The following is a 20,104-nucleotide window of genomic DNA, read 5'->3' on the forward strand; positions in this document are numbered from 1 at the left end:
AACAGCGATGAAAAACATGATGATCGCATTGATGGCCGGCGCCATGTCGCTGGCCGCGGTTCAGGCCATGGCCGCCGAGAAGGTCACCCTGCAGCTCAAATGGGTCGCCCAGGGCCAGTTCGGCGGCTATTACGTCGCCAAGGACAAGGGGTTCTACGAAGAGGAAGACCTGGATGTCGAAATCAAGCCGGGCGGCCCGGATATCGCGCCGGAACAGGTGATCGCCGGCGGCGGCGCCGATGTCGTGGTGACCTGGATGGCGGCGGCCATGGTCGCGCGCGAAAAGGGCGTGCCGCTCGTCAACATCGCCCAGCCTTTCCAGAAATCCGGTCTTCAGCTGATTTGTCCGAAGGACGGGCCGGTGAAGAGCGAAGCCGATTTCAAGGGCCATACGCTGGGCGTTTGGTTCTTCGGAAACGAATATCCCTTCTTCGCCTGGATGAACAAGCTCGGCCTCTCGACCGAAGGCGGCACGGACGGCGTCACCGTGCTGAAGCAGAGCTTCGACGTGCAGCCGCTCGTCCAGAAGCAGGCCGACTGCATTTCGGTCATGACCTATAACGAATACTGGCAGGCGATCGACGCCGGCTTCAAGCCGGAGGATCTCACCGTCTTCAACTATACCGAAATGGGCAACGACCTGCTTGAAGACGGCCTCTACGTGATGGAAGACAAGTTGAAGGACCCGGCCTTCAAGGAAACCATGGTGAAGTTCGTCCGCGCCTCCATGAAGGGCTGGAAATACGCGATCGACAATCCGGAGGAAGCCGCCGAGATCGTGCTGGACAACGGCGGCCAGGACGAGAACCACCAGAAACGCATGATGGGCGAAGTAGCCAAGCTGATCGGCGACGGATCGGGCGTTCTGAAGCCCGAACTTTACGAGCGCACCACCAAGGCGCTTCTCGACCAGAAGATCATCACCAAGGAGCCGCAGGGAGCCTTCACGACGGAGATTACCGACGCCGCCGCGAAACAATAATCTCCTTGCAGTCCCGAAAATGGAACGCGCGACCATCGGCCGCGCGTTTCTCAAAAGATACTTACGTAAAACATAACCAAAAGTCATTCCTTCGATAACCGGCATGGATTGATTTGTGCAAAGCAAATCCTTAAAAGGGCAAGCCGACGAACTTTAAAAGGGCAAGCCGACGAACTTTGCTCACGAGGGCTTGTAACCGTTAATTCCGGTTACCACCTCAGGCAGGGTGTCAACGTGTGAGGGGCGCGGTGCCGTGCCGGGATGACAGCGGATGTGGCGCCCCCCTGACCAGACGGAAAAGATCGCATGCTTCGCAAGTCTTCGAACGTTGCCGGCGTCTTTCCGGCCCTTCTGATCGCGCTCGCCGCAAGCTCCTCGCTTGCGCAGGAGGCTGCAGCTCCCGCCGCCGCTGAGCCCAAGCTGCCGGCCATCGTCGTGACCGAGACGGTCACCAGGGCGCTCACCGATCGCGTCATCGCGACCGGCACCATTCGCCCGGTCGAGGAAGTCTTCATCCAGCCCTTGGTGGACGGCCTGTCGATCCGCGCCCTCAACGTCGACATCGGCGACGAGGTGAAGGCGAACGGCGTGCTCGCGACGCTCAACGACGACGCCCTTCTTCTCCAGAAGAGCCAGCTCGAAGCCAACAAGGCCAAGGCCGAGGCCGGTCTTGCGCAATACAAGGCGCAGGTCATAGAGGCGCAGGCCAATCTGGATGACGCGACCCGCCAGCGGGATCGCACCAGGCGGCTCAGCCGCAGCGGAACGAGCACGATCTCGCAGCTCGAGCAGGCGGAAGCCCTTGTCGAGGTACGCCAGGCGCAGCTGAACGCGTCGAAGCAGGCGGTTGCCGTTGGTGAATCCGACATCAAGGTCGTGGACGCCCAGATCGAGGATATCGACCTCAGGCTCGCCCGCACCGGCGTCAAGACTCCCGTGGACGGCGTGGTTTCCGCCAAGAACGCCAAGATCGGCGCGATCGCCAACGGAAGCGGCGAACCGCTCTTCTCCGTCATCAAGGACGGCGCGATAGAGCTCGTTGCCGACCTTTCCGAAACCGATATCCAGAAGATCAAGGCCGGCCAGAAGGCGATCGTCACCATCGCCGGCGGCAGGACCACGATTGAAGGCAAGGTGCGGCTCGTTTCGCCGACCGTCGATCCCACCACCCGTCTCGGCCTGGTGCATATCGTCATCGACGACGAGAGCGGCGCGCGCGCCGGCATGTATGCCAAGGCAGACATCATCGTCAGCGAGGCCAATGCCCTCGCCTTGCCGCTTTCGGCGGTTATCACCAACCGCGACGGCTCGTCCGCCCGCAAGGTCGAGGATAACGTCGTCAAGCAGGTGAAGATCGAGACCGGCATCCAGGACAACGGTTTCGTTGAGGTCGTCAGCGGGCTCGAAGCCGGCGACATGGTTGTTTCCAAGGCCGGCGCGTTCGTGCGCGACGGCGACAAGATCGCCCCGGTTGCGGACGAATCCGCAGCCTCGAACTGACCGAGGTCGTGCCATGAACTTCTCTGCCTGGTCGATCCGCAATCCGATCGCCCCGCTGCTCGGTTTTGCGCTGCTGCTCTATCTCGGCATGCAGTCGTTCTTTTCGCTGCCGATCACCCGTTTCCCGAACATCGACGTTCCCGTCGTCTCGATCACCGTTACCCAGAGCGGCGCATCGCCTGCCGAACTCGAGGCGCAGGTGACCAAGGAGGTCGAGGATGCCGTCGCCTCGATCAGCGGCATCGACGAGATCCAGTCGACCGTGACCGACGGGCAGTCGCAGACCGTCGTGCTGTTCCGCATCGAAAAGCCCACCGAAGAGGCCGTGCAGGACACCAAGGACGCGATCGACAAGATCCGCAGCGACCTGCCGGCGGGTATCGAGGAGCCCGTCGTCACCAAGGTGGATGTCGAGGGCCAGGCAATCCAGACCTTCGCCGTCTCCTCTCCGAACATGACGCTGGAGGAGCTCTCCTGGTTCGTTGACGWCACTATCAAGCGCGCCCTGCAGGGCCAGCCCGGCATCGGCCGTATCGACCGCTACGGCGGCGCCGACCRCGAAATCCGCATCGCGCTCAATCCCGCCAAGCTCGATGCCTACGGCATCACCGCGGCGGAAGTGAACCAGCAGCTTCGCGGCACCAACGTTAATCTCGGCTCCGGGCGAGGCCAGGTGGCCGGCAACGAGCAGACGATCCGCACGCTCGGCGACGCGGGAGACGTGGCGCAGCTTACCGATACCACGATCGCGCTGCCGAACGGCCGCTTCGTGAGGCTCTCGCAGCTCGGTACGATCACCGACACCTATGAGGAACCGAAGTCCTTCTCGCGCTTCAACGGTACGCCATCGGTAACCTTCGCGGTGTTCCGCGCCAAGGGCGCCAGCGAGGTTTCGGTCGCCGATACCGTGGCGGAAAGCCTCGACGAGGTGCGCAAGGCGAACCCGAACGTCACCATCGAGATGGTCGACGACTCGGTCTATTACACCCACGGCAACTACGAGGCGGCGCTCCACACGCTGATGGAAGGCTCGATCCTCGCCATCGTCGTCGTGCTGCTCTTCCTGCGCAACTGGCGGGCGACGTTGATCGCCGCGGTCGCCCTGCCGCTTTCGGCCATCCCGACCTTCTGGATCATGGATATCATGGGGTTCTCGCTGAACCTCGTGAGCTTCCTGGCGCTGACGCTTGCGACCGGCATCCTGGTGGATGACGCGATCGTCGAGATCGAGAACATCGCCCGGCACATCAAGATGGGCAAGACGCCCTACCGGGCGGCTCTCGATGCCGCCGACGAAATCGGCCTGGCGGTGATCGCGACCAGCTTCACCATTATCGCGGTCTTCGTGCCGGTCTCCTTCATGCCGGGCATTCCGGGCCAGTATTTCATCCAGTTCGGCCTGACCGTCGCCTTCTCGGTGTTCTTCTCGCTGATGGTGGCGCGCCTCATCACGCCGCTGATGGCCGCCTATCTGATGCGCGCCGAAGACGCGATGGACGACCATCACGACAACGACAGCCGCCTGATGAAGGCCTATACCCGGCTCGTGAGCGGCACGACTCGCAAATGGTATTGGCGCTATACGACGCTGCTGGCGGCGATCGGCTTCCTGATCGGCTCGGTAATGCTGCTTACCCAGGTTCCCGGCAGCTTCATCCCGCCGGAAGATTCCTCGCGCATCGTGCTCTCGGTGGAACTGCCGCCGAACGCAACGCTTGAGGAAACCGACGCCAAGACGACGGAAATCTACGATGCCATCCGCAATGTCGATGGGGTCGAAAGCATCTTCGTGCTCGGCGGCGCGTCTCCCAAGGGCGACCTCGAGCTGCGCCGCGCCACCGTGCGCCTCATTCTCGGCAATATCGAGCACTCGCTCCTGAAAACGCTCGTCAACAAGGGCCTCGGCTCTATACCGTTCATCGGCCAATACCTGCCGAAGATGGAAGTTCACGGCCGCACGCGTCCGCAATGGGATATCGAAAAGGAAATCCTGGCAAAGGTGCAGCCGATCGCGGATGTCCGCATCGCCAAGCTCAACGACCGTGCCGAGCGCGATCTCTCCTTCAACTTCCTCTCCACGAACGAGGCGGACCTGAACGAGGCGGTGAGCCTGCTTGAATCGCGCCTGCGCGCCTCGCCGATCCTCGTCAATGTCAGCTCCGAAGGCGCCCTGCCCCGGCCCGAACTGCAGATCCGCCCACGCATGGACCAGGCCTCGCGGCTCGGCATCACGCCGCAGCAGATTTCGGAGACCATCCGCGTCGCCACCATCGGCGACATCGACGCCAACCTCGCGAAGATATCGCTCGATGACCGGCAGATTCCGATCCGCGTGCAGGCGTCGCTCGACGTGCGCCGCGATCTCGCGGCGATCCGCGCGCTGAAGGTCAAGACCGCCGCCGGCCAGAGCGTGCCGCTCTACAGCGTGGCCGACATCGACTACGCGGAAGGCCCGAGCTCGATCAAGCGCAACGACCGCAGCCGCGTCGTCTCGATCGGCTCGGACGTGCCCTTCGGCACCGCGCTCGACACTTCGACCGCCGAGTTCAAGCGCATCGTGGAGGCGACCGAGCTTCCATCGACCGTGCGGCTGGCGGAAAGCGGCGACGCGAAGATCCAGGCGGAGATGACCCAGAGCTTCGGCAACGCCATGCTGCTCGGCTTGATGCTGGTTCTGGTGGTGCTGATCCTGCTCTTCAAGGACGTGATCCAGCCCTTCACCATCCTGTTCTCGTTGCCGCTGGCGATCGGCGGCGTGGCCGTGGCGCTGATCGCGACGCAGAACGCCATGTCCATGCCGGTCCTCATCGGCATTCTGATGCTGATGGGCATCGTCACGAAGAACGCCATCCTGCTGGTGGATTTCGCCATCGAGATGCGGCGTCATGGCATGGAGCGCGTCCATGCCATGGTCGAGGCCGGCCGCAAGCGGGCACGCCCGATCATCATGACCTCGATCGCCATGTCGGCGGGCATGCTGCCTTCCGCGCTCGGCATCGGCGAAGGCGGCTCCTTCCGTGCGCCGATGGCGATCGCCGTGATCGGCGGCATCATCGTCTCCACGGTGCTGTCGCTGGTGGTCGTCCCCTCCTTCTTCCTGATCATGGACGATCTCTCCCGCCTGCTCGCCAAAGTCTTCGGCCGCATGGTGGGCAAGAAGGATGCGGAGGACGTCCCTCTCTCGACCGAGGAGCTCGACAAGGTTGCCCGGAAGAACGCGGCCTCCATTACCGCGATCGAAGAAAGGCTTGCCCATATCGAGCGGCAGCAGACCAGCGCCAACGACGACCGTTCGCCCGGAGGCAGCAATGTGCTGCGCCTGCCGCCGCTCGCGGCGGAATGATCGGCCGCACCCTACAAAAAAAACGCCGGGCTTTGCCCGGCGTTTTCGTTTCCAGATGTCAGAAGGCGGTTAGAGCCCGCCATTTTCCCGCAGGAAGCGGACGATGTGGTCGACGCCTTCGCCGCGCTTCAAATCCGTGAAGACATGCGGCTTCGCCTCCCGCATGCGGCTCGCATCGCGGTCCATCACGTCGAGATCGGCCCCGACATAGGGCGCGAGGTCCTTCTTGTTGATGACGAGGAGATCGGAGCGGGTGATGCCCGGCCCGCCCTTTCGCGGGATTTCCTCGCCCTGGCAGGTGGAGATCACATAGATGGTGATATCCGCGAGATCGGGCGAGAAGGTCGCCGCGAGATTGTCACCGCCGGATTCGATGAAGACCACGTCGAGATCGGGAATGCGCTCGGTCAGCCCGGCGATCGCCTGCAGGTTGATCGTCGCATCCTCGCGGATGGCGGTATGCGGGCAGCCCCCCGTTTCCACACCAACGATGCGGTCGGAGGAAAGCGCCTGCATCCGCACCAAAGCCTCGGCATCCTCCTTGGTGTAGATGTCGTTGGTGACGACCGCGACCGAGTAATCATCCCGCATCGCCTTGCAGAGCCTTTCGGTGAGCGCGGTCTTGCCCGAACCTACCGGTCCCCCGATGCCCACCCGCAAGGGTCCATTCGCCGATTTCATCGTGTATTTCCTTTCAAATCGTCCACATAACCAAACCGCTCTAGGAGCGGAAAAGTCGTGAATTCTGCCTCTCGTGCCGGAGCGAGGCGATATCCGCCTGTACGACGGCACTTCCGAGATCATCCAGCGTCGAATCCGCCGCGTGCTCCGCCGGCTCCCCAATCTGCGTTTCCAGGCGGGCGAGCACCGCCACCCCCTCGCTTTGGCCGCAGACGCCGAGCCGGATCGCCGCCGAAACCGATTGCGAGACCGCCGCATGCAGATAGGCAGCCAGCGCATTTTCCACCGGTACGCCGTGTGCCGCCGCGACCGCGCCGACCGCAACCGGAAACGGCACATCGGCAGGCAAGAGATCGAATACCTCCGCCGGCCAGGCCGATGCCGCCGTCACGAACGCCCGTCCGAGCGCCAGGGTTTCCGCATGGCGCTCTGCCGATCCGGCAAGCGCAAGACCAAGCTCCGCTACCTCCTTCAGGCCCGCTCCACTCTCGAACTGCCGGGAGGCTTCGCAGAACAGCACGGCATCGTTCCACAGGCTGCCGTGGGTCAGAAGCGTGGCCAGCCAGTCGGAAAGATCGCCGGCCGTCTCGACCAGATCGTCATGTACCGCCCGCTCCAGTCCGCCCGACCAGGCGAAGCCTCCGATCGGAAAGGCCGGGGAAAGCCAGGCCATCAGCCGGAGCAGAGCCTGCGTATCGAGCACGCCGCTCATCGAGGCTCAATCGTGATGATGGTGGCCATGATGATGGTCGTGACCATGCGAATGGCCTCCATGCGAATGATAGGCGCCACGCGCCGGCTGAAACGGCTCCTCCACCTCGGCGACAGTCGCTCCGAGCCCTTCGAGCATGGCCCGGATCACGTGGTCGCGCAGGATGAGGATGCGCCCCTCTTCGATCTGCGCCGAAAGGTGCCGGTTACCGAGATGCCAGGCGAGCTCGATGAGATGAAGCGTATCGCGCGCCTTCACCTCGAACAGCTTTTCAGGTGCTGCCCGCACCTCGATCGTATCGCCGCTTTCCAATACCAGCCGGTCCCCGTGATGGAAGAGCACCGCCTCCTTGAGATCGAGCATCACCATGTCGCCGTTCGAGAGATGCAGCAGCTTGCGGCGCAGGTGCCGCAGGTCATGCGGGAGGGTGACGGTATCGATCGGCGGATCGGTGATCTCGCCCGCGGCGCGGTAGGAGTGGATATGCTGCACGTCGAAAATCCCTGGAATGATTCGGAAATGTTCAGCGGCTGGAAAGCGCCATGGAGCCGCCGGAGGCGATCAGGACGCCCCCAACCACCCGGTTGAGATGGACGAAGATGCGTTCCGAACGGAGCGCCTTGCGCAGCAGCACGCCGGCCATCACGTAAACCGCCACGGCACCCACTTCGAGCAGGAGAAACACGATCCCCATCTCCGCAAGCTGGCTCCAGGCCGGCTCAGAGGCATCGATGAACTGCGGGAAGAAGGCCGTGAAGATGGCAATCGCCTTGGGATTGCTGATGGCGAGCGTGAAATCGCGACGCATCAGTGCTTTCACGCTGACATCGGCGGACCGCATCGAAGCCAGCTCCCGCGCCTTCCGCCAGAACTGGATGCCGACATAGACGAGGTAGATGGCGCCCGCGAACTTGATGATGGTGAAAGCGACGCTCGATGCCGCCAGCACCGCGCCGAGACCGAGAATGGTGATGAGGATGAGGAAGGCGAAGGCCGGCATGCGTCCCAGACCGCCAAGCAGGGCCGGTGCGGCGCCAAGCCTCGCTGCATTGGAAAACGCCAGCATGTTGTTCGGGCCCGGCGCGCAATTGAGCGCGAAGCAGGCGGGAACGAAAATCGACCATGCGATCATGACGAACTCCCCTTGGAGGTGACGCGGCCGTGGGAGCCGCCCGCATAGTGTTAGAACAGAAAATACCGCTGCGCCATCGGCAACACGGTCGCCGGCTCGCAGGTGAGCAGTTCCCCATCGGCGCGGACTTCATAGGTCTCCGGATCGACCTCTACATGCGGCGTCGCCGAATTGTGGATCATCGAAGCCTTGGAAATGCCGCCGCGCACATTCTTCACCGCCACCAGCTTCTTGGCAACGCCGAGCTTGTGGGCAAGGCCGGCATCGAGCGAAGCCTGGGAGACGAAGGTGACGGACGAATTCGTGCGCAGCTTGCCATAGGCCGCGAACATCGGCCGGTAGTGCATCGGCTGCGGCGTCGGGATGGAGGCATTCGGATCGCCCATCGGAGCGGCCGCGATCGAGCCGCCGAGCAGCACCATTTCCGGCTTCACGCCGAAAAAGGCCGGTTTCCAGAGCACGAGGTCGGCRCGCTTGCCCACTTCCACCGAGCCGATCTCGTGAGAGACGCCATGCGCGATCGCCGGGTTGATCGTGTATTTTGCGATGTAGCGGCGAACGCGGAAATTGTCGTTGTCGCCCGTCTCTTCCTTCAACTGGCCGCGCTGGCGTTTCATCTTGTCGGCTGTCTGCCAGGTGCGGATCGCCACCTCGCCGACGCGGCCCATGGCCTGGCTGTCGGAGGAGATGATCGAGAAGGCGCCGATATCGTGCAGGATGTCTTCGGCCGCGATCGTTTCCTTGCGGATGCGGCTTTCGGCAAACGCGATATCTTCYGGGATCGACGGCGACAGGTGATGGCAGACCATCAGCATGTCGAGATGTTCGGCGAGCGTATTGACCGTATAGGGCCGGGTCGGATTGGTGGAAGACGGGATGACGTTCGGCTGCCCGCAGACCTTGATGATGTCCGGCGCATGTCCCCCGCCCGCCCCTTCCGTGTGGAAGGCATGGATCGTGCGGCCTTTGATCGCGGCGACAGTATCCTCCACGAAGCCGCTCTCGTTCAGCGTATCGGTGTGGATCATCACCTGCACGTCGTATTGATCGGCGACGGTCAGGCAGTTGTCGATAGCAGCCGGCGTCGTGCCCCAGTCCTCGTGCAGCTTGAGGCTGGAAGCTCCCGCAAGGATCATCTCTTCGATCGGCGCGGGAAGCGAGGCATTGCCCTTGCCGGCGAGCGCGAGGTTCATCGGGAAGGCATCGAAACTCTCGATCATCCGCTCGATGTGCCATGCGCCGGTGCAGGTGGTGGCGAGCGTACCATGCGCCGGACCGGAGCCGCCGCCGAGCATGGTCGTGACGCCGCTCATCAGCGCTTCCTCGATCTGCTGCGGGCAGATGTAATGGATATGCGCGTCCATACCGCCGGCGGTCAGGATCTTGCCTTCGCCGGCGATCGCCTCCGTGGACGGACCGACGATGATCGTCACGCCGGGCTGCGTATCCGGATTGCCCGCCTTGCCGATCGCATGGATGCGGCCGTTCTTGAGGCCCACATCGGCCTTGTAGATGCCGGAATGATCGACGATCAGCGCATTGGTGATAACCGTATCGACGGCGCCTTCCGCGCGTGTGGCCTGGCTCTGGCCCATGCCATCGCGGATGACCTTGCCGCCGCCGAACTTCACCTCCTCGCCATAGGTGGTGAAATCCTTCTCCACCTCGATGAAGAGTTCGGTATCGGCAAGCCGCACCTTGTCGCCCACGGTCGGGCCGAACATGCTGGCATAGGCGGCGCGGGGCATCTTGTAGGGCATGGCTCTATCTCACCTGCTTCGTCATCCTCGGACTTGTCCCGAGGATCTAAAACTGAAAAACGTGGGGCGGTACGCTTGTGTCTCTGTCACGACCGATGGAACTATTTCTTCTTATGGCAGGTCCTCGGGATAAGCCCGAAGGATGAAGGATGTGGGCATGCCATCACAGCGCGCCCATGACCTTCTGCTGGAAACCGTAGACGGTGCGCTTGCCCGAAAGCGGGATCAGCGTCACGGAGCGGGTCTGGCCGGGTTCGAAGCGCACCGCCGTGCCGGCGGGGATGTCGAGGCGCATGCCGCGTGCCTTTTCCCGGTCGAAGGAAAGGCCGTTATTTGTCTCGAAGAAATGGTAATGGCTGCCCACCTGGATAGGCCGGTCGCCGATATTGGAGACCTCCAGGGTTACGGTCGGCGCACCGGCATTCAGCTCGATTTCGCCTTTTGCAGCAATCACTTCGCCCGGAATCATGAATCAATCTCCCACGGTCTTAACGTATCGGTTCATGAACGGTGACGAGCTTCGTCCCGTCCGGGAAGGTCGCTTCCACCTGCACGTCGTGGATCATCTCGGCGATGCCTTCCATGACCTGGTCGCGGGTGATGACATGCGCGCCGGCCTCCATGAGGTCGGCCACCGAGCGGCCATCGCGAGCGCCTTCCACGACGAAATCGGTAATCAGCGCGATCGCTTCCGGATAGTTGAGTTTCACCCCACGCTCCAGCCGCCGGCGCGCGACGATCGCGGCCATGGCGATCAGCAGTTTGTCTTTTTCTCTCGGCGTCAGGTTCATGGGCGTCCCGCGATCAAATTCCGATAGGGCAAATTCGGATGTGGCAAATCAGATGTTCCAGACTTTTGGCACCGCCGCGCCGTTTCGCAATACGGTAATTGCCGGTACCAGAATTTTTCTCAACTCGAACCCGCTCGGCGCCACCAGCCGCGCCACGAGCTTGCCGTTCCAATGGCTGGCCCCGCCGGTAGTCCCTTCCAGACACTGATGCAGTTTCGGGAGGAAAGCCTCCGCAAGCGGCCCCGAATAAAAGAGCGTGGCATAGGCTACCTGGCCGGAAAGGATGGTTGCCTGCCGCGCCAGGCGCTCGATCTCGCCTTCGAAGCGCATTTCTTCGGCGTGAAGGAGCTTGCCGGATCGGCGTATCCGCCAGCGGTCGTGGAAAAAGCCCTGCTCCACCGCTTCGCCCATAGCCTGACGGCCGAGGATCACGGCTTCGACCGCGAGGAACTCGGCCGTCTCATGCAAATCGACCTCCAGCCGACGCGTCAGCGAGGCCCGATCGAACAGGATGGTTTCCTGGGGAAGCCAGTGGACGGAAGCATTTTCGCCGACCGAAATGCGCGTGGTGAGCGATGCCGTATCGGCGGCGGCCTTGTAGATCTTCTCATTGGCCTGGGTGGTGATAGAAAGGCTCGTGGAAGCCCCTGCGGTAACGGACCATTCGACCACATCGCCGCCGGTCAGCCCTCCCGAGGTATTGATGAGGATCGCCTCCATTTCGGGCGAAAACGTCTCGGGAAGGCGAATTTTTGCGCAGCCTTCCTGAAAGAACTCGGCGAGCCTCGTGCGGCCGTCGAACGTCTTGGTTACAAGGCGCCCCGCCCCCCTTGCGCGCTGTGGCGCATATCCACTGTCCGGCTGCTGCTGCACGTCGTCCCCTGAAGTTCGGCTCCTGCCGGGCAATCCGATGCAACAGCCGTGCCAGACTTGCCCTTGGCCGGCGCCGCGGTGGCGATGACGTCCGTGCTGTCGGCCTTGCGGAAGAACTCCCACATTCTCGAGGCCGGATCAATATTGGGATCGAAGCTCGGCTTCCTGGCGGAGGAAACCTTGACGACGCCCGCTTCCGTTTCCGCTGCCGCGGCGATCACCTTCTCGGTAGCGCTGGGCCTCGGCCAATCATGCGTGCCGTTGGCGAAGACGTAGGAAGCGATCCGTGCGCCCGCCTTGCAGGTATCGTGGAGACTATAGGTAATGCCGCCGATCGTCTCGGTCTTGCCGTTGCCGGTGCAGCCGTCGAGCTCCGTCCAGCGCTTCACCGCCGCCTTGAAACCATATTGCCAATAGGGTTTTCCCCCGCCCGTATAGGGATTGGCGGTATCCTTCTCGCCGGCAAAAGCCATGATCGAGACCGGCTTTGCCGGCTTGCAGCCTTCGGTATCCGGACCCCACGTGCCTTCGATCTGGACCGGACGCCCTGCCCGGAGCGAATGCACGAAACCGGCCGCGGCAAAGTCGTCATTGCCGCCGCAGATATAGGCCGAGAGCATGCGCCCGCCGCCGGAATAGCCCGATGCATAGATGCGGGACGGATCGACGCAGAACTCCTGCTTCACCTGCCCGAGCGCGGACTTGATGAAGCCGATCTCGTCCAGTCCGCCGGTCTGCGTCGTCACATAGGGGACGTTCCAGGCATGGGTGCCCGAGAGCTTGCCGGTCAGGCTTCCCTGCAGCGCCACGACGATGAAGCCTTCCCGCTCGGCGACCTTGTCCCAGGAGCTGCGGATGAGCTGGCCCGTCGGATTGCTGTTGCTGCCGTGGAAATCGAAAACGACCGGCACTTTCTGAGCGCCGGTATAAGAGGACGGGACGAAATAGACACCGGACCGCACCGCATCCGTCGAGCGTATCGTCATGGGGTGGCGTCCGGGTTCCATCGGCTGTCCGCATCCGGCCCAGGCCTGCCCCGAACTTGCTCCCAATAAAAAAGCCCCTACTGCGATAATGCGAGTAAGAGCGGGCCTGGAAAAGGTACCGGGAACGCAAACAAAATCCATCAGCGCCTCATCATGAGTGCACGAGCAGTATCGACAATGTGCGGGGCTGCCCTAAACGCCGCCTAGATAACACATATTAGACCATGATGAAATGCACGAAATACTGCGCCGGGATATAAACCTTCATCGGTAAAATACTGGGTTTATACGGTGAGGTGCCGCCTTGCTTCCGGCGTATCCAAAGTCTCAGCCAGACCTTCGTGGACGATCTCGCCGCGATCCATGATGTAGACCTGATCGGCAAGCTCCCGGCAGAAATCGAGATACTGTTCGACTAGGAGAATGGCCATGCCGGTCGAGTCCCGCAGGTAACGGATCGCCCGGCCGATATCCTTGATGATCGACGGCTGGATGCCTTCGGTCGGCTCGTCCAGCACCAGGATCTTGGGACGGGTAACCATGGCGCGGCCGATCGCGAGCTGCTGCTGCTGTCCGCCGGACAAGTCCCCGCCGCGCCGGCCGAGCATGCTCTTAAGAACCGGAAACAGCGAGAATATCTCATCGGGAATGAACTTGTCCTTGCGGGCAAGCGGTGCATAGCCGCTTTCGAGGTTCTCCTGAACCGTCAGCAGCGGAAAGATTTCCCGCCCCTGCGGCACGTAGCCGATGCCGTGCTTGGCGCGAGCATAGGGAGCGAGCCCGTTCAGCACCTCGCCCTGGAAGCTGATGACGCCGCCGCTCACCGCATGCTGGCCGGTAACGGCGCGGAGAAGAGAACTCTTCCCCACGCCGTTCCGCCCCAGCACGCAGGTGATCTTGCCCATCTCGGCGGTGATCGAGACGCCGCGCAGCGCCTGCGCAGCGCCGTAGTGGAGGTTGACGTTGTTGACTGTCAGCATGGTTGGCTCCGCTGGGCGAATGAAGCATCGAGCGTGAGAATAGTCCCCCTCTGGTCTGCCGGCCATCTCCCCCACAAGGGGGGAGAGGACTCGTGGCACTGCCTTGCCTCCAGTGAGGCCGGGGAGCGTGGCGTTGAAGCCCCTCCCCCTTGTGGGGAGGGGTTGGGGAGGGGACTTTCTTCAACAAGTGGCACAGCGTTCACCCTCACCGCCCCAGATAGTTCTCGATCACCTTCGGATCGTTCGACACGAAATCGATCGATCCCTCGGCCAGCACCGAGCCTTCCGCAAGGCACGTCACTTTCACTCCGAGTTCGCGGATGAAGCCCATGTCATGCTCGACAACCACGACGGATCGCGTCCTGGCGATTTCCTTGAGCAACACCGCCGTCTCCGCCGTTTCCGCATCCGTCATCCCGGCGACAGGCTCATCGACCAGCAGAAGCTTCGGTTCCTGGGCCAGCAGCATGCCGATCTCCAGCCATTGCTTCTGGCCATGCGAGAGATTGGCCGCCAGCTCGTCTTTCCGATGCGTCAACCGGATTGTCGTCAGGATTTCCTCGATGCGTGCCTTGTCGTCCGGCGAGAGCTTGTAGAACAACGTTGCGAAGACGCCGCGCGAGCGGTTCAGCGCAAGCTCCAGATTGTCCCAGACCGTGTGGCTTTCGAAGACGGTCGGCTTCTGGAATTTGCGGCCGATGCCGAGCTGAGCGATGTCCGCCTCGTCCTTTTTCGTAAGGTCGATGGAATCCTCGAAGAGCACCGTGCCGGTGTCCGGCCTCGTCTTGCCGGTGATGATGTCCATCATCGTCGTCTTGCCGGCCCCGTTCGGGCCGATGATGGCGCGAAGCTCGCCGGGTTCCACCACGAAGGACAGCGAGTTGAGCGCCTTGAAGCCGTCGAAGGAGACGGAGACGCCATCGAGATAGAGCAGGCTCTTGGTTCTGGTTTCGGCGATCGTATTCATCGTCTCACTCCGCTGCCTGCGCCATCGGGGTACCGATGTCCCTTCCCTTTTCCGCTTCGCGAGCGGCCTTCATGGCCTTGCGGGCGCTGAAACCGTGCTGGATCGTCCCGACGATGCCCTTCGGCAGGAAAAGCGTGACGGCGATGAAGAGCCCGCCGAGCGCATAGAGCCAGAATTCCGGGAAGGCACCGGTGAAGAAGCTCTTGCCGGCATTGACCAGAACCGCGCCGATGATCGGGCCGATCAGCGTGCCGCGCCCGCCGACCGCCGTCCAGACGACGACTTCGATGGAATTGGCCGGCGCGAATTCGCCGGGGTTGATGATGCCGACCTGCGGCACGAAGAGCGCGCCGGCAATCCCCGCCATCATCGCCGAAACGACGAAGGTGAAGAGCTTGATATGCTCGACGCGGAAGCCGAGGAAACGCACCCGGCTTTCGGCATCGCGCACGCCCACCAGCACCTTGCCGAACTTGGAGCGCACGATGCCCGAGGCAATCAGCAGGCAGAGCGCCAGCATGATTGCCGACATTGCGAAAAGCACGGCGCGCGTGCCGTCCGCCTGTACGGGGAAGCCGAGAATGTCCTTATAGTCGGTGAGCCCGTTATTGCCGCCAAAGCCCATGTCGTTGCGGAAGAAGGCAAGCATCAGTGCATAGGTCATCGCCTGGGTGATGATGGAGAGATAGACGCCGTTGACGCGAGAGCGGAAGGCGAACCAGCCGAAGACGAAGGCGAGCAGGCCCGGCACAACGAGCACCATCAGCATGGCGAACCAGAACATGTCGAAGCCGTGCCAGAACCAGGGAAGCTCCTGCCAGTTGAGGAACACCATGAAATCCGGCAGTTCCGGATTGCCGTAGACACCGCGGCTGCCGATCTGCCGCATCAGATACATGCCCATGGCATAGCCGCCGAGCGCGAAGAAGGCGCCGTGGCCGAGCGAAAGGATGCCGCAATAGCCCCAGACGAGATCGAGCGCCAGCGCCAAGAGCGCGTAGCAGAGATACTTGCCCATCAGCGCCATGACATAGGTGGGAATGTGGAAGGCGCTGCCGGCGGGAACGAGCAGGTTCAGCGCCGGCACGAGGATGGCGACACCGAGCAGGATTGCGATGGCGACGACGATCTTGCCTTCGAGCGCGCGCAGGATGAAGCCCGAAATCATGCTTCCACCGCCCTTCCCTTGAGCGCGAAGAGCCCGCGCGGACGTTTCTGGATGAAGAGGATGATGAGCACCAGCACGAGGATCTTGCCGAGAACGGCGCCCACCGAGGGCTCTAGGAACTTGTTGAGGATGCCGAGCGACATGGCGCCGACCAGCGTGCCCCAGAGATTGCCCACACCGCCGAAGACCACCACCATGAAGCTGTCGATGATGTAGCTCTGGCCGAGGTTCGGCGAGACGTTGTCGATCTGGGAAAGCGCGACACCGGCGATGCCGGCAATGCCCGAGCCGAGCGCGAAGGTGAAGGCGTCGATCCAGGGCGTGCGGATGCCCATGGAGGAGGCCATACGGCGGTTCTGGGTGACGGCGCGCATCTGCAGGCCGAAGGCGGAGCGCTTCAAAAGCACCAGCAGCGCCACGAAGATCGAAAGCGAAAAGGCGATGATCCAGAGCCGGTTCCAGGTAATCGTCATGCCGCCGAAGCCGAAGGAACCGGACATCCAGGACGGATTGCCGACTTCCCGGTTGGTCGGCCCGAAGATCGAGCGGATCGCCTGCTGCAGGATGAGCGAGACGCCCCAGGTGGCAAGCAGGGTTTCGAGCGGCCGGCCATAGAGGAAGCGGATGACGCCCCGCTCCAGCACAAGACCGACGGCACCGGTGACGAGGAAGGCGACCGGCAGCGCGATCGCCAGCGACCAGTCGAAAAGCCCGGGCGCATTGGTGCGGATCACCTCCTGCACGACGAATGTGGAATAGGCGCCGAGCATGACCATTTCGCCATGCGCCATGTTGATGATGCCCATCACGCCGAAGGTGATGGCAAGGCCGATCGCCGCAAGCAGCAGGACCGAGCCAAGCGACAGCCCGTACCAGACGTTCTGCGCCATGTCCCAGAGCGCCAGCTCGCCCTCGATCGACGCAACGGCATCGTCGATATCGGGTTGCAGGCTGGCATCGACCGAGCCGTAAGCCGCGCGCAGGATGCCGATCGCGTCGCGGCCGCCATAGTTGCGAATGGTCTCGATCGCGGCCCGCTTTTCTTCGACCGAGCGGTCGGAGGAGAGCAGCGAGACGGCGCGCGCCTCCTCCATGCGGGTTTTCACCTCGGCATCGGTTTCCTTGGCGAGCGCGGCTTCCACGAGTTCGAGATTTTCCGGGCTCGGCGAGCGCAGCACCGCATCGGCCGCCGAGAGGCGCACGGCGCGATCGGGGCTCAGAAGCGTCAGGCCGCCGAGGGCGGAGCGGATGACGCGGCGCAGGTTATTGTTGACGCGGATTTTGGTAACGGCCGCCTTCGCCACCTGCCCCGCCTCCTCACTGGTCATTGGATCGACCAGCGTGAACTGGGCCCCTGCCGGCTTGGCGATGAAGACGAGATTGTCCGATTTGCGGACATAGAGATCGCCTTCCGCAAAGGCTTCGAGCGCCGGGACGACGCGCGGATCGCCGGTGGCGGCAATCTGGCCGATCAGCGCTTCAGCTTGCTTGAAATCAGCCTTGCCCAGCGCATCGATCAACGGTTTCGGATCGCTCTGCGCCAAGGAGGGTGCGGCCAGGGAGAGGAGTAGAAAAACCAGACTGAAAAAACGGATAAGCATGCTGTTGTCCCCCGGATGGCCGGACAGTTGGAGGGCTTGGCTGCCCCTCATCCGCCTGCCGGCACCTTCTCCCCGCCTACGGGGAGAAGGACATTTGCCGCAACCGCGCCGGATCTCTCAGGCGCCGAGATGGGCACGTCCCCTCTCCCCGTTAAAACGGGGAGAGGGTTAGGGTGAGGGGCAATCCCCCACTGAAGTTCACGAGAAATCAGCTACCCTTGCCGCCGCATTTGCCGGTGGCGACGTTGAAGTTGCCGCACTCCATAGGCTTGCGCCAATCGGCGATCAGGTCCTTCGAATCCGGCAGGTAATCGGACCATTCGTCGCCGACGACGGCCGGCGTCTCCTGGACGATCTCGAACTGGCCGTCCGCCTGGATTTCACCGATCAGCACCGGCTTGGTGATGTGATGGTTCGGCATGACGGTGGAGGTGCCGCCCGAAAGGTTCGGGATCGATACGCCGATGATCGAGTCGAGCACGGCATCCGTATCGGTGGTGCCGGCGGCTTCGACGGCCTTCACCCAGGCATTGAAGCCGATATAGGCCGCTTCCATCGGGTCGTTCGTGACGCGCTTGTCGTTCTTGGTAAAGGCGTGCCACTGCTCGATAAACTCGGCATTCGCTTCGCTTTCGACCGACTGGAAGTAGTTCCAGGCGGCAAGATGGCCGACGAGCGGAGCGGTGTCGAGACCGGCAAGCTCCTCTTCACCGACCGAGAAGGCGACGACCGGGATATCCTCGGCCTTCACGCCCTGGTTGGCGAGCTCCTTGTAGAAGGGAACGTTGGCATCGCCGTTGATGGTGGAGACCACGGCGGTCTTCTTGCCGGCGGAGCCGAAATTCTTGATGTCAGTCACGATCGTCTGCCAGTCGGAATGACCGAATGGCGTGTAGTTGATCATGATATCCTCTTCGGCCACACCCTTGGACATCAGGTAGGCCTTGAGGATCTTGTTGGTCGTCTGCGGATAGACGTAGTCGGTGCCGGCGAGCACCCAGCGCTCGACGCCCTCGGTGTTCATCAGATAGTCGACGGCCGGAATGGCCTGCTGGTTCGGGGCGGCACCGGTATAGAAGATGTTGCGCGAGGATTCCTCACCCTCGTACTGGACGGGATAGAAGAGGATCGAGTTCAGCTCTTCGAAGACCGGCAGGACGGACTTGCGCGAGGACGAGGTCCAGCAGCCGAAGACGGCGGCGACCTTGTCCTGGGAGATCAGCTGGCGGGCCTTTTCGGCAAACAGCGGCCAGTCGGAAGCCGGATCGACGACGACGGCCTCGAGCTTCTTGCCGAGTACGCCGCCCTTCTTGTTCTGCTCTTCCACGAGCATAAGCATGGCGTCCTTCAATGTCGTCTCGGAAATCGCCATCGTGCCCGACAGCGAGTGCAGGACGCCGATCTTGATCGTGTCTTCCTGGGCGAACGCGCCGTGGAAGGCGGTCGTGGACAGGGCGGCAGCGAGCAGCGCGCCGCCAAGCTTTGCCCCAATCGATGGTTTGAAATTCATTGGTTCGATCCCCTCTTCTCGTTCATCTGCAACGACTTGGCCGCTGCTTCCGGAACTATCGGGTGCTGCATCGCAAAACCACATACGTCATATGACGTACCGGCGGGGGAGAAACGGGAAGCCGTCGGCGGGCGGGGATTTATGACCTCCAAGGTAATCGACCTGACAGCGGATGGGGATTACGTCAGGTCCATCGCCATGAATCTCGCAAGGAGAAATACCATGCCGGTCACCTATCTCATCAAGTTCGACATTCGCCCGGAGCAGCGCCAGAGATTCATGTCATTGCTCAATGGCGTGCTGGACGCCATGCGGCACGAGCCCATGTTCCATGAAGCGGTGCTCCATGCCGATCCCGACAATGAGAACCGCATGATGCTCTACGAAACCTGGGAAGATCATGAGGACGTGCTGGAGGTGCAGGTGAAGCGCCCCTACCGGGAAGCCTGGCATGCGGCGCTACCGGAGTTTCTCGCAAGCCCGCGCGACATCTCAATTTGGCATCCGGTGCGGAGCGACCGTGCAAGCGGCCCTGATTGACACGCCCTAAGGCCTGCGAAAGATAGGAGGCGGATGAGGAGCCCGCCATGAATGTCACCACCATCGGATTTACGAAAACTTCGGCGGAAGGCTTCTTCAACCGCCTGAAGGAAGCCGGCGTCAAACGGCTGATCGACGTGCGCCTTCACAACAGTTCGCAGCTCGCCGGCTTCGCCAAGGCGGAAGACCTCCCCTATTTCCTGAACGAGCTATGCGGCGCCGAATATGTGCACGAGCCGCTGCTGGCGCCGACCGAAGAAATCATGAGCGCATTCAAGAAAGAGAAGGGCCCGTGGGATGTCTTCCAGCGCAACTTCCTCGATCTCATGGCGGAACGGAAGATCGAGACGAAACTGAAGCCGGAGATGTTTCGCAACGCCTGCCTGCTCTGCTCGGAGGATACGCCGCATCACTGCCACCGGCGGCTGGTTTGCGAGTACCTGAACGAAAAATGGGAGGGGGCGCTGAAGGTCCACCATCTCTAGGAAGACTGCGGAAAGTCTTCGCGACCGCAAAAGCGCGCTTGCAAAACATCGCGTAGCGTTCGAAAGTGCCTAATCAACAAGCTTTACACCTCG

At 62.3% G+C, this 20,104-nt stretch carries 19 protein-coding genes; 5 read left to right on the forward strand and 14 right to left on the reverse strand.

Annotated features, from left to right (window positions below; all coding sequences use genetic code 11):
- Positions 1–7 precede the first annotated feature (7 nt).
- The 3 genes from LCM4573_RS02130 to LCM4573_RS02140 all read left to right on the forward strand — a co-directional run bounded on the left by LCM4573_RS02130 (position 8) and on the right by LCM4573_RS02140 (position 5,825).
- Positions 8–982, forward strand: a complete 975-nt coding sequence (locus LCM4573_RS02130) for an ABC transporter substrate-binding protein (RefSeq protein ID WP_071004179.1) — start codon at positions 8–10, stop codon at positions 980–982.
- Positions 983–1,288: 306 nt separating this feature from the next.
- Positions 1,289–2,482 (forward strand): efflux RND transporter periplasmic adaptor subunit, encoded by a 1,194-nt coding sequence (locus LCM4573_RS02135; protein WP_071004180.1) that lies wholly within the window; start codon positions 1,289–1,291, stop codon positions 2,480–2,482.
- A 13-nt stretch (positions 2,483–2,495) separates the two neighbouring features.
- Positions 2,496–5,825 carry an efflux RND transporter permease subunit gene (locus tag LCM4573_RS02140; RefSeq protein WP_071004181.1) on the forward strand — a complete coding sequence of 1,110 codons (3,330 nt, stop codon included), beginning with the start codon at positions 2,496–2,498 and terminating at the stop codon, positions 5,823–5,825.
- 69 nt (positions 5,826–5,894) lie between these two features.
- Here LCM4573_RS02140 and ureG read toward each other — a convergent pair whose 3' ends face one another.
- From ureG to urtA, 14 genes are all read right to left on the reverse strand, one after another.
- Entirely contained in the window at positions 5,895–6,506 is a 612-nt protein-coding gene (gene ureG / locus LCM4573_RS02145; protein ID WP_071004182.1) for an urease accessory protein UreG, read from the reverse strand.
- 40 nt (positions 6,507–6,546) lie between these two features.
- Positions 6,547–7,218 (reverse strand): urease accessory protein UreF, encoded by a 672-nt coding sequence (locus LCM4573_RS02150; RefSeq protein ID WP_071004183.1) that lies wholly within the window; start codon positions 7,216–7,218, stop codon positions 6,547–6,549.
- A gap of 6 nt (positions 7,219–7,224) precedes the next feature.
- Complete coding sequence (gene ureE, locus LCM4573_RS02155) at positions 7,225–7,710, reverse strand: urease accessory protein UreE (RefSeq protein ID WP_071004184.1); 486 nt, start codon at positions 7,708–7,710, stop codon at positions 7,225–7,227.
- A 31-nt stretch (positions 7,711–7,741) separates the two neighbouring features.
- The gene (locus LCM4573_RS02160) at positions 7,742–8,350 is read right to left on the reverse strand and encodes a LysE family translocator (protein WP_071004185.1); all 609 of its coding nucleotides are present in this window, start codon (positions 8,348–8,350) and stop codon (positions 7,742–7,744) included.
- Between the two features lie 50 nt (positions 8,351–8,400).
- The gene (ureC, locus tag LCM4573_RS02165) at positions 8,401–10,110 is read right to left on the reverse strand and encodes an urease subunit alpha (RefSeq protein WP_071004186.1); all 1,710 of its coding nucleotides are present in this window, start codon (positions 10,108–10,110) and stop codon (positions 8,401–8,403) included.
- Positions 10,111–10,273: 163 nt separating this feature from the next.
- A complete protein-coding gene (locus tag LCM4573_RS02170) occupies positions 10,274–10,579 on the reverse strand; it encodes an urease subunit beta (protein ID WP_071004187.1) in 306 nt (101 codons plus the stop codon).
- Between the two features lie 19 nt (positions 10,580–10,598).
- Positions 10,599–10,901 carry an urease subunit gamma gene (locus LCM4573_RS02175; protein ID WP_071004188.1) on the reverse strand — a complete coding sequence of 101 codons (303 nt, stop codon included), beginning with the start codon at positions 10,899–10,901 and terminating at the stop codon, positions 10,599–10,601.
- Positions 10,902–10,949: 48 nt separating this feature from the next.
- Complete coding sequence (locus tag LCM4573_RS02180) at positions 10,950–11,774, reverse strand: urease accessory protein UreD (protein WP_071004189.1); 825 nt, start codon at positions 11,772–11,774, stop codon at positions 10,950–10,952.
- Positions 11,711–12,760, reverse strand: coding sequence for a PHB depolymerase family esterase (locus tag LCM4573_RS02185; RefSeq protein WP_071004190.1), 1,050 nt, complete (start codon positions 12,758–12,760; stop codon positions 11,711–11,713). The genes LCM4573_RS02180 and LCM4573_RS02185 overlap by 64 nt, the downstream gene beginning before the upstream one ends.
- 284 nt (positions 12,761–13,044) lie before the next feature.
- Positions 13,045–13,740 carry an urea ABC transporter ATP-binding subunit UrtE gene (urtE, locus tag LCM4573_RS02190; protein WP_071004191.1) on the reverse strand — a complete coding sequence of 232 codons (696 nt, stop codon included), beginning with the start codon at positions 13,738–13,740 and terminating at the stop codon, positions 13,045–13,047.
- Between the two features lie 205 nt (positions 13,741–13,945).
- Entirely contained in the window at positions 13,946–14,707 is a 762-nt protein-coding gene (gene urtD / locus LCM4573_RS02195) for an urea ABC transporter ATP-binding protein UrtD (RefSeq protein ID WP_071004192.1), read from the reverse strand.
- Between the two features lie 4 nt (positions 14,708–14,711).
- On the reverse strand, positions 14,712–15,875 hold the full coding sequence (gene urtC / locus LCM4573_RS02200) for an urea ABC transporter permease subunit UrtC (protein ID WP_071004193.1): 1,164 nt from the start codon (positions 15,873–15,875) through the stop codon (positions 14,712–14,714).
- Complete coding sequence (urtB, locus tag LCM4573_RS02205) at positions 15,872–17,476, reverse strand: urea ABC transporter permease subunit UrtB (protein ID WP_071005135.1); 1,605 nt, start codon at positions 17,474–17,476, stop codon at positions 15,872–15,874. The genes urtC and urtB overlap by 4 nt, the downstream gene beginning before the upstream one ends.
- 208 nt (positions 17,477–17,684) lie before the next feature.
- Positions 17,685–18,986: an urea ABC transporter substrate-binding protein gene (urtA, locus tag LCM4573_RS02210; protein WP_071004194.1), complete on the reverse strand. Its 1,302-nt coding sequence runs from the start codon at positions 18,984–18,986 to the stop codon at positions 17,685–17,687.
- A 222-nt stretch (positions 18,987–19,208) separates the two neighbouring features.
- On the opposite strand from urtA, the gene LCM4573_RS02215 reads away from it, so the two are divergent.
- Together LCM4573_RS02215 and LCM4573_RS02220 are read left to right on the forward strand one after the other, a co-directional pair.
- Positions 19,209–19,526, forward strand: coding sequence for a putative quinol monooxygenase (locus tag LCM4573_RS02215; RefSeq protein ID WP_071005136.1), 318 nt, complete (start codon positions 19,209–19,211; stop codon positions 19,524–19,526).
- Between the two features lie 47 nt (positions 19,527–19,573).
- On the forward strand, positions 19,574–20,011 hold the full coding sequence (locus tag LCM4573_RS02220; RefSeq protein WP_071004195.1) for a DUF488 family protein: 438 nt from the start codon (positions 19,574–19,576) through the stop codon (positions 20,009–20,011).
- The last annotated feature ends 93 nt before the right edge of the window (positions 20,012–20,104 follow it).

This window comes from Rhizobium sp. LCM 4573 (assembly GCF_001854865.1).
GTDB lineage: Bacteria > Pseudomonadota > Alphaproteobacteria > Rhizobiales > Rhizobiaceae > Neorhizobium.